Origin of the sequence: Thiohalocapsa sp., assembly GCF_022340605.1 — a bacterium.
Taxonomy (GTDB): Bacteria; Pseudomonadota; Gammaproteobacteria; order Chromatiales; family Chromatiaceae; genus Thiohalocapsa.
This window is the reverse complement of record NZ_JAJDNQ010000164.1, coordinates 24,658-39,581: the sequence shown is the minus strand read 5'-3', so window position 1 is coordinate 39,581 and position 14,924 is coordinate 24,658. Positions and strand designations below refer to the sequence as shown.

At 67.7% G+C, this 14,924-nt stretch carries 10 protein-coding genes; all 10 read right to left on the bottom strand.

Features of this window, described 5'->3' with window-relative positions; genetic code table 11:
- Positions 1–83: 83 nt before the first annotated feature.
- Complete coding sequence (locus tag LJE69_RS20205; RefSeq protein WP_296927868.1) at positions 84–1,814, bottom strand: nickel-dependent hydrogenase large subunit; 1,731 nt, start codon at positions 1,812–1,814, stop codon at positions 84–86.
- Positions 1,811–3,208 carry a (Fe-S)-binding protein gene (locus LJE69_RS20200; RefSeq protein ID WP_296927867.1) on the bottom strand — a complete coding sequence of 466 codons (1,398 nt, stop codon included), beginning with the start codon at positions 3,206–3,208 and terminating at the stop codon, positions 1,811–1,813. The genes LJE69_RS20205 and LJE69_RS20200 overlap by 4 nt, the downstream gene beginning before the upstream one ends.
- Positions 3,205–3,855 (bottom strand): nitrate reductase, encoded by a 651-nt coding sequence (locus LJE69_RS20195; RefSeq protein WP_296927866.1) that lies wholly within the window; start codon positions 3,853–3,855, stop codon positions 3,205–3,207. Before LJE69_RS20195 ends, LJE69_RS20200 begins: the two co-directional genes overlap by 4 nt.
- A gap of 156 nt (positions 3,856–4,011) precedes the next feature.
- Positions 4,012–5,070, bottom strand: a complete 1,059-nt coding sequence (locus tag LJE69_RS20190; protein ID WP_296927865.1) for a hydrogenase small subunit — start codon at positions 5,068–5,070, stop codon at positions 4,012–4,014.
- Between the two features lie 1,408 nt (positions 5,071–6,478).
- Positions 6,479–7,273: an ABC transporter ATP-binding protein gene (locus LJE69_RS20185; RefSeq protein WP_296927864.1), complete on the bottom strand. Its 795-nt coding sequence runs from the start codon at positions 7,271–7,273 to the stop codon at positions 6,479–6,481.
- Positions 7,270–9,159, bottom strand: a complete 1,890-nt coding sequence (locus tag LJE69_RS20180) for a dipeptide/oligopeptide/nickel ABC transporter permease/ATP-binding protein (protein ID WP_296927863.1) — start codon at positions 9,157–9,159, stop codon at positions 7,270–7,272. The genes LJE69_RS20185 and LJE69_RS20180 overlap by 4 nt, the downstream gene beginning before the upstream one ends.
- Positions 9,156–10,127 carry an ABC transporter permease gene (locus LJE69_RS20175; RefSeq protein ID WP_296927862.1) on the bottom strand — a complete coding sequence of 324 codons (972 nt, stop codon included), beginning with the start codon at positions 10,125–10,127 and terminating at the stop codon, positions 9,156–9,158. Before LJE69_RS20175 ends, LJE69_RS20180 begins: the two co-directional genes overlap by 4 nt.
- Before the next feature lie 21 nt (positions 10,128–10,148).
- Positions 10,149–11,435: an MFS transporter gene (locus tag LJE69_RS20170; RefSeq protein WP_296927861.1), complete on the bottom strand. Its 1,287-nt coding sequence runs from the start codon at positions 11,433–11,435 to the stop codon at positions 10,149–10,151.
- Positions 11,436–11,587: 152 nt separating this feature from the next.
- Positions 11,588–12,205, bottom strand: a complete 618-nt coding sequence (gene fixJ / locus LJE69_RS20165; protein WP_296927860.1) for a response regulator FixJ — start codon at positions 12,203–12,205, stop codon at positions 11,588–11,590.
- Positions 12,202–14,826: an ATP-binding protein gene (locus LJE69_RS20160; RefSeq protein WP_367114720.1), complete on the bottom strand. Its 2,625-nt coding sequence runs from the start codon at positions 14,824–14,826 to the stop codon at positions 12,202–12,204. Before LJE69_RS20160 ends, fixJ begins: the two co-directional genes overlap by 4 nt.
- Between the last annotated feature and the right edge of the window lie 98 nt (positions 14,827–14,924).

Below are 14,924 nucleotides of genomic sequence, written 5' to 3'. Positions count from 1 at the left end.
TGGATCGGGGTGGGCGGGCATTTGGTGTGTGTTGTACGCCCGCCCTGCTCCCGGCCCCGAGTCAGGGCACGTGATAGCGCCCGTTACTGGACATTCAGCGTCAGCACCTCCTCGCCGTTCGGGTCGGTCAGATGCACGGCACAGGCAATGCAGGGGTCGAAGCTGTGCACCGTGCGCAGGATCTCCAGCGGCTGTGCCGGGTCATGCAGCGTATGCCCGGCCAGCGCCGCCTCGTACGCCCCCTGCTGGTTCTGTGCGTCTCGAGGACCTGCATTCCAGGTGGTGGGCACCACCGCCTGGTAGTTGGCCACCTTGCCGTCTTCGATGACGATCCAGTGTCCGAGGGCACCGCGAGGGGCCTCCATGCGCCCGACACCCTGCGCCTTGCGCGGCCAGGTGGACGGGTCCCACAGCGCCTCGTTGAAGGTCTTGACGTCGCCCGACTTGATGTTGGCCTGCAGGTTGTCGTACCAGTCCTGCATGGCGTCCACCATGATGGACGTTTCCAGCGTGCGCGCGGCGGTGCGGCCCATGGTGGAGTACAGGGCATCCAGTGGCAGCTCCAGCTGTGCCAGGGTACCGTCCACCACCTCCTTGGTACGCGCATCACCGCTGGCGTAGAGCATCAGTACACGTGCCAGTGGGCCGACCTCCATAGGCTTGCCCTGCCAGCGCGGCGACTTGAGCCACGAGTACTGGTTGTCAACATCCAGCTCCGTGTATGGCGGCTCGGGCCCGGTGTAGGCGAGCTTGGTCTCGCCCTGGTAGGGATGCAGCCCTGCCTCCTTGCCGGCACCGTAGTCGTACCAGGCGTGGGCGACGAACTCCTGCACTTGGTCTTCCGCATCCAGGTCCACGGGCTCGATATGGCTCAGGTCCCGGTTCAGGATGACGCCGGCCGGGACCATGTAGGAGTCGCGGTCGCCATAGCCCTTGGCGGGGAAATCGCCGTAGGTCAGGAAGTTGCCGAGCCCCTCGCCCTGCTTGAACCAGTCCTTGTAGAAGCCGGCGATGGCGATGGTGTCCGGCACGTACACCTGGTGCACGAACTCCTGCATCTGCCCGATGATGTTGCGCACCCGCTCCAGGCCCACCACGTCCAGCGCGGTGCCGGCCTGGTTGCCGGACTCCAGGCTGATGGCGCAGGGCATGCCGCCGACGCAGAGGTTCGGATGCGGGTTCTTGCCGCCGAACACGGCGTGCAGCTCCGCCACGTCGCGCTGCCAGGCGAGCGCGTCCAGGTAGTGCGCCGTGGCCAGCAGGTTCACCTCCGGCGGCAGCTGGTAGCCGGGATGGCCCCAGTAGCCGTTGGCGAAGATGCCGAGTTGGCCGCCCTCGACGAAACCCTTGAGCTTCTTCTGCACGTCGGCGAAGTAGCCGGGCGAGGACTTGGCGTAGCTGCTGATGGACTGCGCCAGCTCCGAGGTCGCCTTCGGGTCCGCTTGCAGGGCCGAGACCACGTCCACCCAGTCCAGCGCGTGCAGGTGATAGAAGTGCATCACGTGGTCGTGCACGTACTGGGCGCCGATCATCAGGTTGCGGATCAGCTCCGCGTTGGGCGGAATCTCGTAGTTGAGCGCGGCCTCCACCGCGCGCACGCCGGCCATGCCATGCACGAGGGTGCACACCCCGCAGATGCGCTGCACTAGGGCCCAGACCTCGCGCGGGTCGCGGTCGAGGACGATGACCTCGAGGCCGCGCACGCTGGTGCCGGAAGAGTAGGCCTGCTCGATGGCGGGACCGTTCATCTTCGCCTCGATGCGAAGATGGCCCTCGATGCGGGTGACGGGATCGACTACAACACGTGCACTCATCGGGCGGCTCCTCTCGCGCTGGCATCAGCGCCCTTGGCATCATCGAGGTGGGCTGCAGTCAGCTCCACCAGGCTCTCGACCCGCTTGTCCCAGTGGTTCTTCTGGCGGCCGGACTCGAAGTTGAGCCGACAGCTCGCGCAGCTCACCACCACCGCCTCGGCACCGGTCTCGTTGACCTCCCGGATCTTGATCTTGAAGGACTCATCGCGGAGCTTGGTGGCGTCCTCGAGCAGGAAGATGCCCGCACCGCCACCGCAGCACCAGTTATATTCCTTGTTGTTGGGCATCTCCACGACATCGGCGTTCATGGCATTCAGTACCGCACGCGGCTCGTCGAACGCGCCGCCGCGGCGGCCGGTCTTGCACGGGTCGTGGAAGGTCACCCTGGCATCCAGGGGCGTCAGGTGCAGCTTGCCGGCCTTGGCCTGTTTGCCGAGGAACTCCGACATGTACATCATCTCGAACGGCAGGTCGCCGCTGCGTAGCATCGGATTCCAGCGCAGCGCCGGGTAGGCGTGGCCGCACTCGGCGATGACCATGGTCTTCGCCTTGATGCGCTCGGCAGCGGCGACGATCGGCTCCACCTGCTTGGCCCACAGGGACATGTCGCCTGAGAGCAGACCGAAGTTGGCGCTCTCGAAGCCGTCGGAGCAGATGGTCCAGTCCGCACCGATGTGGTTCATGATGCGGGCGGTGGCCAAGAGCCCGTTGCCGTTGGCCACCAGGTCCACGGCGGAGCTCAGCACCATGATCTCGGCGCTCTCCTTGTCCAGCGGGATGTCCACCCCGGTCTTCTCGCGGATGGTGTCGATCATCTTCCGCAGCGCCTCCGGCGAGGAGCCGAAGACCGTGCCATGATGCAGCTGCTCCATGCGCAGCGCGGCCAGCTCCGGCGGCACCAACTCGGCCTCGACCATGGCCGTGCGCATATGGTGCACCAGCGATGCGGTGTCGATGCCCATGGGGCAGACCATGGTGCAGCGCCCACACTCCGTGCAGGAGTCGTAGATGAGCTCGCGGGCCTCTTCGAAGTCCTTGAGCTTCACTGGCTTGCTGATCAGCTTGTACCACCAGCGCAGCGGGCTGATCTCGCGCTGATACACACGCCGGTAGAGGTCCATCTTGCGCATGGGCGCGTACTTGGCGTCCTGCATGGACTGGAAGTAATGGCAGGCGTTGGTGCACTGCCCGCAGTGGATGCAGCTCTCCAGCCACACCGCCTCGTCGGCATTGGTCTCTTCGATCAGCTTGTCGATGGCGCCCTTGAGGCGGCGGTCCTCCGACTTGGTGGGCTGCGGCGCCATCTCGCGCAGCATGCCGATCTGCGCCGCCAGGCCCTGGTAGACCTCCGCGAAGCTCGGAAAGACGGACGGCGTTGCGGTGGTGGCGCTCATATCCGGACCCCCTTGTGGGCGTAGGCCAGCCCGCTCTGGGCGCGGGAGAAGATGAACCAGAAGGCGTGCATCAGCTTGCTGAACGGCATGTAGGCGAACAGCAGCGCTGCGCTCAGGATGTGCAGCGCCAGCATGGTCTCGTAGCGCAGCCCCACGTGAGCGAAGGCCATCAGGCCAGTGAGCAGCGGCAGCGCGACGATGATCCAGGTCACGTAGTCGCCCAGGGTGGAGTTGTAGACCGCAGGGTTGCTCAGCCGGCGCAGAATGAGCGCGATCAGCGACGCCAGCGCGATAGTGCCGAGCGCCACACCGATGAAGTTCGGCAGACCGGGCCACGAGAGCCCCGTCAGGCTGGTGATGAACTCGATGTGCGGCACGATGGCGACTACCACCAACAAGGTTGAGATGTGGAAGACGTAGGCCATCACCGTCTGGTAGATGGTGGTGGTGGTGAACTCGCTGCTCGGCCACGCGCGGCTGAAGACCGTGCGATAGCCCTTGAAGTTGCCGAAGGCGTCACGCGGCCGTGACAGGTCTGCACCGCGGGTGAGCACCAGAACGCCCAGCAAGCGCAGGAAGATGCCAGCGACGAGGATGATCAGCGAGGCGTGTATCGCCGGGCCGCGGGCGAATTCGAGGAGACTCATCTGTTGTATTCCTCCGGTGGATGGCTTGTGTTTTGTCGTGTTGGCTCGTGTTCTGTTCTTGAGCTCTAACCCCTTGCTCTGACCCCTTGCCGTGCTCGCTTTGATCGCTTGCCGTGCCGCTTCCTCGGCCGGCAAGCCGAACGGCGCGCGCCCGCCTCAGCCCGCATCCTCCTCGTGCACATGCGCCTTCTTGCGCCGCGCCAGCACCGCGGCACCCGCACCGAGGGCCGCGCCAGCGAGGGCCGCCGCACCGAGCCTGGTGCCGTCGCCGAACTTGCCGGTGGCCACCGACTCGTAGACGCCGCCCATGTCCCAGAAGCCGGGCTCCGAGCAGCCGAGGCAGCCGTGGCCGGACTGGATCGGGAAGCTGACGCCATTGTTCCACTTCAGGTGCGCGCAGGCGTTGTAGGTCACCGGCGCCTTGCAGCCGAGCTTGTACAGGCACCAGCCCTTGCGCGCGCCCTCGTCGTCGAAGGTCTCGGCGAACTGGCCGCGGTCGTAGAACGGCCGGCGGTAGCAGCGGTCGTGGATGTTCTCGCCGAAGAAGGCGACGGGCCGGCCGAGGTGGTCGAGCTCCGGCAGCTTGCCGAGGGTCAGGTACTGGGCGATGACGCCGGTGATGGCGAGCGGCATTGGCGGGCAGCCCGGCACGTTGACGATGGGCTTGTCCTTGATGATGTGACCCACCGGCACCGCCTGGGTGGGATTCGGCTTGGCTACCGGGATGCCGCCGTAGGCGGAGCAGGTGCCGATGTTGATGACCGCGGCGGCGTTGGTGCAGGCATCTTCCAGCATCGCCTTGTTGCTGATGCCGGCCACGGTCGAGCAGTACTCCAGCATGGGCACGGAGCCGTCCACCAGCACCAGGTACTTGCCCGCATTCTCGCGCTCGGCCTCCTCGCGAGCGTGCTCGGCGGCTTCACCCGCGGCCGCCTGCAGGGTGTGGTGATAATCGAGCGAGATGAAATTGAACATCAGGTTCTCGATGGTCGGCGCATGCGAGCGCGTCAGCGCCTCGGTACACCCCGTGCACTCCTGGAAAGAGAGCCAGATCACCGACGGCCTGCGCGTCTCCGACAGGGCCTCTGCCATGGCCGTGGCGGTCCCGGCGGGCAGCGCCAGCAGAGACGCCGTGGTCGAGCAGAACTTCAGGAATGCTCGACGACTCACCCCCTGGCTGCGCAATACGTCGCCAAAGGTCGCTTCATAGGCCATCGGAGATCCTCCGCAATTGGTGTTGTCGTGTTCGGCCCCGTGCACACTCCGCAGACGGGGTTCTTGGGGCCGGTTTTCTTGGCGGCCACGCGTGTGCGCAAAGGCCGGCGCCGGTCTGACTTTTCGCAGTAAAAACAGACCGAAACGATCTACTAATTCGGTCATCCATGCCTTGCAAATAAATGTAAATGCAAACGAGCCATCGAATGTTGGCGTCCAAGAGACCTCTTGACGTACGTCAATCAGGGCAATGAAACGCGGCACCGGGCCGTCCCGCTTTTCCCACAAAACCTCGGTACTTTCAACTAGGAAAAACAGCAATGTACCGGGCGATTGACAATTGTCAATCGGGGTTTTTCATTAATTGGCAGTCCTGCTATTTAATTAATGAGGTAATTGGGCAATTAAGCAATTTACCAATTACCTGGGAATATGAGCAGGGGCGGCACGACCAAGCGAAACGGCGCTCGGTACGACCGGTATAATTCGCCCTTTTGCCTATTCGGCTTCATGAAAACCATGAGGGAGCCGCTTCGCCGCAACCGCCGGAGCGTTGCGGATCGTCGCGCTGGAGCAGATGAGACGACGGGCCGGCCGGCCCATCGGCGTTAAACGATGCCGCGGGGAAGGTGTTGGGCGGCCCGAGGAAGCGCTGAAATAGCTGATGTTTCCCACCGGCCGGTATGTCTAACCACGCTCAGTGCCGGTGAGACACGGCAAGTGCGGGCCTTCGGAAGCCGCGTTTTCGAGCGCCGCGCCGCGGATGGCCAGGATGGCCAATCAACGGTGTCTGCCCAAGGAATGCCGATTGTTGGGCGGGGGGAAGGGTCGGAGCTGGGGTCTGCGGGCTCCTGTCCGCAACGAAGAAACGCGAAACGCCGCCCCGGTTGCCCGGCGGCGGCGCTTCGTGGGCACGAAGGCCCCTGCCTGAACTGGTTGCCGGCCGCGAGCGGCCGCCGGCGCAGGCCGTGCGTCAGCTCAGCACGCCATACACGACGCCGAGAGCCACGGCGACGAGGACGAAGATGGAGATCATCTCACCAGCGTTCAGTTCTTTGAGGGCGGTCAGGTACTTCACAGCAAGCCTCCTAGGTCATCATGCGTTGCGACCAGGCGCCTCTTTAAGACGACTGACGGCAACATTGACATTGGTCACCACCCCGCGCCGACATCTACCACACCACCAGCCGGCGCCGGGCCGTTGATGCGGCTCGCGTCCCTGCAACAGGACCGTCTCCGCACCATGGCAAGTATTTTAGAATATGCGAATGTACCGCGCCATGAGAATTATCATGGGTCCAGGGGTTGTTTTGGGATCGAGTTCGGGTTTTCCGGAATAGATGTCCGCGGAATACGCACAACTCCGGCAAATCGACCGCCCACCTGACACGCCGCAGGATGGCCGGGCTCAGCCGATTCGCGGAACGGCGGCCAGCAGCCGCCGGGTGTAGGGCGCCTCGGGCCGACGCAGCAGTACGTCGCGCGGACCGGACTCGACAATGCGCCCGGCCTGCATGACGTGGATCTGCTCGCACAGCCGTTCCATGACGGCGAGGTCGTGGGAGATGAAGAGATAGGCGAGCCCATGGCGGGCACGCAAATCCGCCAGCAGATTCAGGATCTGCGCCTGCAGCGACACGTCCAGCGCCGACACCGGCTCGTCCAGGATCACCAGCCGGGGTGCACCGAGCAGCGCCCGAGCGATGGCAACCCGCTGCGCCTGCCCGCCGGAGAGTTGGTGCGGGAAGCGCCCGAGCAGCGCCGCCCCCACCCCGGTCTGCGCGCCGATCTCCTCGATGCGCGCACGCCGCCGGGCCCTGTCCATCCGGGTGAGCCCTTGCAGCGTGTCGTCCAGCGCAGCCCCTACCCTGCGGTGTGGATTCAGCGCGGTCATCGGATTCTGAAAGATGTACTGCACACCGCGCCGGTACTCCGCCCGCTCGGCACGGGAAAGCTGCATCAACGCCCGGCCGCACCAGCGAAGCCCACCCGCGCTGGCCGGCAACAGTCCGGCGGCGATGCGCGCGAGGGTGGTCTTACCGCTGCCGGACTCCCCAACCAGGCCAACGGCGGCGCCGGACTCGATGACGAGATCAACGCCGGCGACGGCGGTGAAACCTGCCCGATGCCCGAACGGCCACAGACGGTATCCGCCACCGTAGGTCTTGGAGACCGCCTCCAGGGCCAGCAGCGGCTCGCTCACGACGCCTCCTGAATCGGGAACAGGCAGCGCACCAGGCGATGCTCCCCCAGCGCGTCCAGTGCCGGCTCCACGGCCCGGCATTCCCGCTGTGCCCGCGGACAGCGCGGCGCGAAGCGGCAGCCGTCCACCCGCTCCCCGGGGGCCGGCGGCTCGCCCGCCAGCACCGCCAGCGGCTTGTCCGGGCGGCCCAGCTCCGGCGTCGCACCCAGCAGCGCGGCGCTGTAGGGGTGAGCCGGGCGATGCAGCAGGGCTGCCGCCGGCGCGTCCTCGACGATGCGCCCGGCGTACATCACCAGCACCCGCTCGCAGAGCTCCGCCACGAGTGCCAGATCGTGGCTGACGAACAGCAGCGCCCGCGCCTGCTCGTCACAGAGCCGGCGCAGCAGCGCGAGGATCTCCCGCTGCACGGTGACGTCCAGCGCCGTGGTGGCCTCGTCCGCGATGAGCAGGTCCGGGCCGTGCGCCAGGGCCAGCGCGATGGCGACGCGCTGGCGCTGGCCGCCGGAGAACTCGTGCGGGTAGCGCCGCATCAGGCCCGGCACGCCGTCGAGACCCACCATCCTGATCAGCTCGGCGGCCGTGTAGGCGGGTCCGGCGCCGTGGGCGCGCAGCGTCTCGTCCATCTGCACGCCGACGCGGAACAGCGGGTCCAGTGCCGTCAGTGGCTCCTGGGGCACATAGGCGATGCGCCGGCCGCGCAGATCGCGCAGGGCGGCGCCATCCAGAGCCATCAGCTCCCGCCCGGCGAGGCGGACCGATCCGACTTGCGAGGCCCCCTCCGGCAGCAGCCCCAGCAGCGACAGCGCCGTCAGCGTCTTACCGCAGCCGGACTCCCCCACGACGGCGACGCACTCGCCGGCATTCAGCCGGAAGCTCACGCCTGCCACCGCCGGCACCGGCCCCGCCGCACCGGCAAAGCGCACACCCAGATCCTGCACCGCCAGCAGTGAAGCGCCGCCTTCCAGTTGGCTCTGCAAACGGGCATCGGCGGGCGCCGGCGCCGAAAAGGACCGTCGCGGCGACCAGCGCGGGTCCAGCACGTCCCGGAGCCCATCGCCGAGCAGGTTGATGCTCACCACCAACAGCAGGATCAACAACCCCGGCAGCACCGCCACCAGTGGATAGGTGGTGAGAAACTCCCGCCCTTCGCCGAGCATGCTGCCGAGGTCGGCCGCGGGTGGCTGTGCGCCGAGGCCCAGGAAGCTCAGGCCCGCGGTCTCCAGCACCATCCAGCCGAGCGTGGTGGTCATCAGCAGCAACAGCGTCGGCGCCAGGTTCGGCAGCACCTCCCGCAGCACGATGCGCGGCTCGCCGTGCCCCGCCAAGCGGGCGGCGGCGATGTAGTCGCAATGGCGGATGTCCAACACCGTGCCGCGCACCGCGCGCGCGAAGAAGGGCACGTTGGCCACCGCGATGGCCAGCATCGCGTTGGCGAGCCCCGGCCCCAGCGCCGCGACAATGGCCAGCGCCAGCAACAGGTAGGGGAAGGCCATCAACACGTCGACGCCGCGCATCAGCAACCCGTCCAAGCGCCGCCCGCCCCAGGCCGCCGCCAGCCCCAGCACCGAGCCCACGGCCGCCGCCGTCAACGTCGCCAGCGCGCCCACGGCGATGCTGGTACGCGCCCCCCAGAGCAGGCGTGCGAGCAGGTCACGGCCCAGGTGATCGGTGCCAAGCAGGTGGCCGATGGCGAGCGGTGGCAGCATGCGCCGGGCCGGGTCGGTGAGCGCCGGGTCCGGCAGCGACAGCAGCGGCGCGGCGAGCACCGGCAACAACACCAGCGCCAATAGCGCGAGTCCGGCCAGGGCAGCGGGATGCCGACGCAGCCGGCGCGTCGCCACCGCCAGCGCCCCGGTGCCCGGCAGTGGCTGCGCGCCGCCGCTCACGCCGCCGCCGTGCGCCGATCCAGCGCGTGCTGGGCCAGGTCCGCGGCCAGGTTCACCATCACGTAAGCCGTCGCCAGCACCAGTACCCCGCCCTGCACCAGCAGCAGGTCCCGCGCGGCAATGGCGTCCACCAGCAGGCGGCCGAGCCCGGGCCACTGGAAGATGGTCTCGATGTAGACGGCGCCGCCCAGCACGAAGCCGGCCTGTAGGCCGATTACCGGCATCACCCGCGCCAGCACACCCTTGAGCACGTGCACCAGCAGGATGCGCCGCTCGGACAGGCCCCGTGCCCGGCACAGCCGGATGTGGTCCGCCGCCAGCACGTCCAGCGCCGCGCCCCGGCCAATGCGGCCGATGACGCCGGCGGCCACCAGCGCCAGGCTCAGGCTCGGCAGCAGCAGGTGGCGCAGCACGTCGAGCCACATGACGGCCGGCGCCGCATCGGTACCCACCAGCCAGGCCGTGGCCATGCCGCTCACCGGCAGCCAGCCGAGCCAAACCCCGAACAGCAGGATCAGCAGCAGGCCGAGCCAGAACGGCGGCAACGAGATACCGAGCAGCACCGCCAGGGTCACCAGCCGGTCCGTCGCGCGGTTGTGCCGAAGCGCCGCCACGAGCCCCGCGGCGAGCCCCAGCAGCGCCCCCAGCAGCAGCGCGGCGCCGGCCAGCAGCAGCGTCGGGCCGAGGCGCTCGAAGACCGCGTCCGCCACCGGCCGCTCCAACGACACGGAGCGGCCCATGTCGCCGTGCAACAGGCCGCCGAGCCAGCCGAGCCAGCGCAGCGGCCAGGGCTGGTCCAGATGCAGCGTCGCGCGCAGATCAGCCAGGCGCTCCGGCGTCGCATAGGGACCGAGGATGGCCAGCGCCGGGTCGCCCGGCACCAGGCTCATCACCGCGAACACCACCAGCGACACGCCCAGCAGCACCGGCACGAGCAGCAGCAGCCGCTTGGCGATGTAGCCGCTCATGCCGGCGGAGTTGGCCGGGGCTCAGGCTGCGTCGGTCGCGCCGGCCACCGCGGCTGCATCCGCATCCCGCCTGCCGCCGGCCACGTCCACCCGCCACAGCAGCAGGCCGCCCAGCAGGAACAACAGCAGGATCGGCAACAGCGACAGCCGCGGGTCACCGACCAGCACCGCCGTGGTGCCCACCAGGAACGGCCCCAGCACCGCCGCGAACTTGCCGACCATGTTGTAGAAGCCGAACAGCTCCGCCGTCTGTCCCGCCGGAATCAGACTCGCGAACAACGCCCGGCTCAGGGCCTGGATGCCGCCCTGCACCAGGCCGATGGCAACGGCGAGCGCATAGAAGTGCTCCACCCGAGTCATCTGCGTCGCCGCCAGCACCACCAGTGCATACACGCCGATCGCGCCGAGAATGGCCGGCTTCGGCCCGAAGCGCGTGCCGAGGCGGCCGAACACCAGCGCCGCCGGGAAGCCGACGAACTGGGTGATCAACAGCGCCGTCATCAGGCTCGAGGAAGGGAAGCCCAGGTCCAGCCCGTACTTGACGGCCATGAACACGATCGTGTCCACACCATCGATGTAGAACCAGTACGCCAGCAGGAACAGAAAGGTGTTGGGCAGGTGCCGGATGCGGCGGAACAGACTCGCGAGCTCGCGGAAGGCGCCGCGCACGGCCGGCCCCAGCGCGCGCCGCCCCAGCCCGGGACTCTCCGGCACCAGCAGTGCCAGCGGCAGCGTGAACACCGCCCACCAGAGCGCCGTGGCAAGGAAGGCCGCCTGCACCGCCGCACCCTGGTCGGCGAAGCCGAAGGTCGCAGGCGATAGCACCGTGGCCACGTTGCAGCCGAACAGCAGCCCACCCCCGAGGTAGCCCAGCGCATAGGCGAGCGACGAGGCGCGCTCGTAGTCTCCGGGGGCGGCGACGTCGGTGATCAGCGCATCGTTGAAGATGTTGCCGCCGAAGAATCCGAGCAGCCCGGCGAGGTACAGCAGCAAGGCCGCCTGCCAGTGGCCCGCGGCGAGCCAGTGGAGCGCGGCGGTGGCCAGCACGCCGACGAGTGTGAAACCGAGCAAAAAGCGCTTCTTGGCGCCGATCTGGTCCGCGAGCGCCCCGAGCGCCGGCGCCGACAGCACCAGGATCAGACTCGCGGCGCTGGAGGTGTAGCCGAGCCACTGCGTGCTCTGTGCCGCCGGCAGGTCCTTGGCCCAGAACTCGGCGAAGAACACCGGAAAGAAGCCCGCGATGACGACGGTGGCAAAAGCCGAGTTGGCCCAGTCGTAGAAGGACCAGGCAAGGGTTTGGCGGCGCATGATCGCGAATTGGTGCTATCAGGAGATCACCGATCTCGTTGCCCGGCAGCAAGCTCGAAGGGCCGAGCGCCAAAGGGCCAAGGGCCGGCGAGCGCCCTCGGAGCGCCCGGCGCTTGGCCCTAACCCCTCGGTCCGTCTCTGGTTGGCCTTTCTTATGGCGCCCCGCCTCCAGCAATCATCACCATCCGCACCAACTCCGCCAGCGAGTCCGCGCGCATCTTGTCCATGACGCGGGCGCGGTGCACCTCGACGGTCTTGGCGCTGACGCCGAGGGTCGTGGCGATCTCCTTGTTGGATCTGCCGTCGGTGACCATGCTCATCACCTGGTGCTCGCGCGGCGTCAGCTCCGCCATGCGCGCGGCGATGTCGGCGCGCTGGGCACGCAGCGCGCGCTGCTTCTCATCGTGCTGGAGCGCGTTGCGGATGCTGACGATGAGCGCCTCGTCGTCGAAGGGCTTTTCGATGAAGTCCACGGCGCCGTTCTTCATCGCCTTGACGGCCATGGAGACATCGCCGTGACCCGTGATGATGATCACCGGGATGCGGTACTCGCGCCGCGCCAGGTAGGCTTGCAGCTCCAGGCCGCTCATGCCGGGCATGCGCACGTCGAGCAGCAGGCAGCCGGCGCGGCCCGGGTAGTAGGCGTCCAGGAAGGCCTGCGCGGAATCATAGGTCTCCACCCGCATGCCCATGGACTCGATGAGCCACTGCAGGGAGCTGCGCATGGCCTGGTCGTCGTCGACGACGAAGACGGTCTCCTCCCGGCTCATCGGCCCGCCCCCGCCGCCAGCGGCGGCTCGATGGCTTCAGGCAGCTCGGCGCCGTTGAACGACGCCGCCCCCGCCAGCGGCAGGTGCACGTGGAACACGGTGCCCCTGCCCACCTCCGAATCGGCGCGGATCATGCCGTTGTGGTCGTCGACGATGGTCTGACTGATGGCGAGCCCCATGCCCATGCCGGTCTCCTTCGTGGTGTAGAACGGATTGAACAGGTGCGCCATGCGCTCCGGCGGGATGCCGGGGCCGTTGTCCGCGACCCCGACGATGGCCTCGCCCGCGCGCACCCGAGTGAAGATGGCCAGGTGGCGGTCGGCGGCGGAGCAGTCCTCGAGTGCATCCAGGGCGTTGCGCACCAGGTTCAGCAGCACCTGCTCGATCTGCACCAGGTCGACGTTCACCGGGATCTCGCCCTCGGTGAGGTCCAGCTCAATGCGCAGTTCCAGCTTGCTGGTCTCGAACTCCAGGAAGCCGCACACCTCCCGCACCAGATAATTGAGGTCCACGACGCTGCGGATGGGCGCCTGCTTACCCACCAGCGCGCGCAGCCGGCGGATGATCTCGCCGGCGCGCTGCGCCTGGGCGGAGATCTGCCGCATCGCCTCCACCAGCGGCGGTGTGTCGAGCATGCCGCCCTGCAGCCGCCGGCTCGCGCCTTTGGCGTAGTTGACGATGGCCGCGAGCGGCTGGTTCAGCTCGTGCGCCATGCCGGTGGCCACCTCGCCCATGGTGCTGAGCCGGCAGACGTGCACCAGCTCCGACTGGTGCTGGCGCGACTCCTGCTCTGCCCGGCGCACCGCGGTAATGTCGCGGGCATAGATGTTTACATAGGCGAGGTCCGTAATGGGCACGAACAACAGCGAGTAGATCTGCTCGCCCTGGTCGTCCTCGCGCTCGTGGTTCTGCCCCTCGGACAGCGCCGCCTGCACCTCGTCGATCCAGGCCGCCGGCAAGAACTGCCCGGGGCCGCTGGCCCAGGCGCCGGTGAGCAGCCGACTGGCCGGATTCGCGTAGACGATCAGCCCCTCCGCATTGACGCGGAGAATCGGGTTCGGGCTCTCGCTGGCGAAGCGCGCCAGGCTCTTGATCTCGCGCTCGGCCGCCTTGCGCTGCGTGGCATCGTGGATGTATAGGGTATATACGCGCTCGTCGTCGATATCGATGGGCACGATCGACATCTCCACCGGAAAGCGCCGGCCATCCACACGCCGCGCGCGCAGTTCACCACGCGCGTGCGGATGGTGGTCGAGCTGCCGCCGCGAGCGGGCCAACATGCCGACAAAGGCCGCGTGGTCCTCCGGGTCCAGGAAGCGCCGCGCGAAATCGCCGCCCGCCGCATCCTGCGGCACCAGGCCCAGCATGGCCTCGGCCGTGGGGTTGTAGTCGATGATGCGCCCGGACCCGTTCAAGGTCACGATGGCGTCCAGGGATGCCTCCATGATGGCCGCCTTCAGCGCCTCGGTCTCGCGCATCTCGTGGGCGTGGCGGCGGCTCATCTCCTCGCGCGCCTTGATCACCAGATTGGTGAAGTGCTGAATCCAGTCCTCCAGCAGCAGCAGCTGGTTGCCGCCGCGCTTGAAGTTGGGCTCCTCGATGTTGAGCGCCCGCTGCGAGAAGCGCGTCATGCGCGACAGCACCCGGTTCAGCCGCGCGGAGACAAGGTAGATCACCAGCGTGAACATCAGGATGAACACCAGTGCCGCGATGAGCCGCTGCCGGCGCTCGAAGCCCACCACCCGATCGGCCATCTTCTCGACGCTCGAGTTCGGGATGAAGGTGGCGAACAGCATGTTCCAGTTGGAGCCCTCGTACTCCGGCAGCGACGAGGATGTGACCACGTACCGGCGCTCCCACTGGTCGAGCTGGGTGCCCGGGATCAGCTCCGCGGGCTTATCGCTGGCGAGGATGCGCTGCTCGTCGGCGTCCACCAGCGCGACCGCCGAGTTGTCCGCCGACACACTGCCCTCGGAGGCGGCGAGGAAGTCGGCGTCGATGGGCACCACCACCACCAGGTGCCCCATGCCGTAGCCGCCGGAGTCCTCGACCCGGTCGCTCACCACCAGATAGGGTTGATCGCCGACGCGGGCGAACACGGTATGGACCTCGTCCCCGTCACCGATCCAACCCGGGCTCTCGGCCAGCAGCTCGTCCGGCAACGGGGCGTCGCCGGCCTGATAGATTTCGCGCACCTGGCCGCGGGTATCCATCAGGAGCACGTGACTGGGGGCGAGCAGCGCGTTGCGGCCGAAGAAATCCGGCAGCCAGAAGGGCCGGAACTTCTGGTACACGACGGGCTTGACGTTGTCCTCGGGGAACCAGAACAGTGGCTCCAGGTATTGCGCGAGCCGCCGGTGGTTGGCCAGCAGCTGCGCGGTTGCGGCATAGTTGGCCATGTACTGATCGAAGCGCAGCAGGCTCTCGCGCGAGCGCAGGTCCAGCCGTGCGGTGAGCTCCTTGCTGATGATCTTCTCCACCGCCCGGCTCTGCACCTGGTCCAGCACGCCCCAGACCGCGAGCCCGGCAACAAGGCCGATCAGGATCGCAATCAGCGGCATCGGCAGGTGCCGCAGCAGCCGATACACCGCTGGTTTGACAGAGATTCTGGGGAGTTTCACGATGGCTGCCCGGGGCGCCGTTCCGACCCCTTAGTCTAGCCGATGCCGCCCGGCCGATGCCCAGCGAGTGCACGGATCGAGGCCACAGACCGACATCG

Excerpts from the sequence above, each read along its gene's own strand:
- LJE69_RS20205 (WP_296927868.1), bottom strand. The coding sequence starts at position 1,814 with ATGAGTGCACGTGTTGTAGTCGATCCCGTCACCCGCATCGAGGGCCAT.
- LJE69_RS20200 (WP_296927867.1), bottom strand. The coding sequence starts at position 3,208 with ATGAGCGCCACCACCGCAACGCCGTCCGTCTTTCCGAGCTTCGCGGAG.
- LJE69_RS20195 (WP_296927866.1), bottom strand. The coding sequence starts at position 3,855 with ATGAGTCTCCTCGAATTCGCCCGCGGCCCGGCGATACACGCCTCGCTG.
- LJE69_RS20190 (WP_296927865.1), bottom strand. The coding sequence starts at position 5,070 with ATGGCCTATGAAGCGACCTTTGGCGACGTATTGCGCAGCCAGGGGGTG.
- LJE69_RS20175 (WP_296927862.1), bottom strand. The coding sequence starts at position 10,127 with ATGAGCGGCTACATCGCCAAGCGGCTGCTGCTGCTCGTGCCGGTGCTG.
- LJE69_RS20170 (WP_296927861.1), bottom strand. The coding sequence starts at position 11,435 with ATGCGCCGCCAAACCCTTGCCTGGTCCTTCTACGACTGGGCCAACTCG.
- fixJ (WP_296927860.1), bottom strand. The coding sequence starts at position 12,205 with ATGAGCCGGGAGGAGACCGTCTTCGTCGTCGACGACGACCAGGCCATG.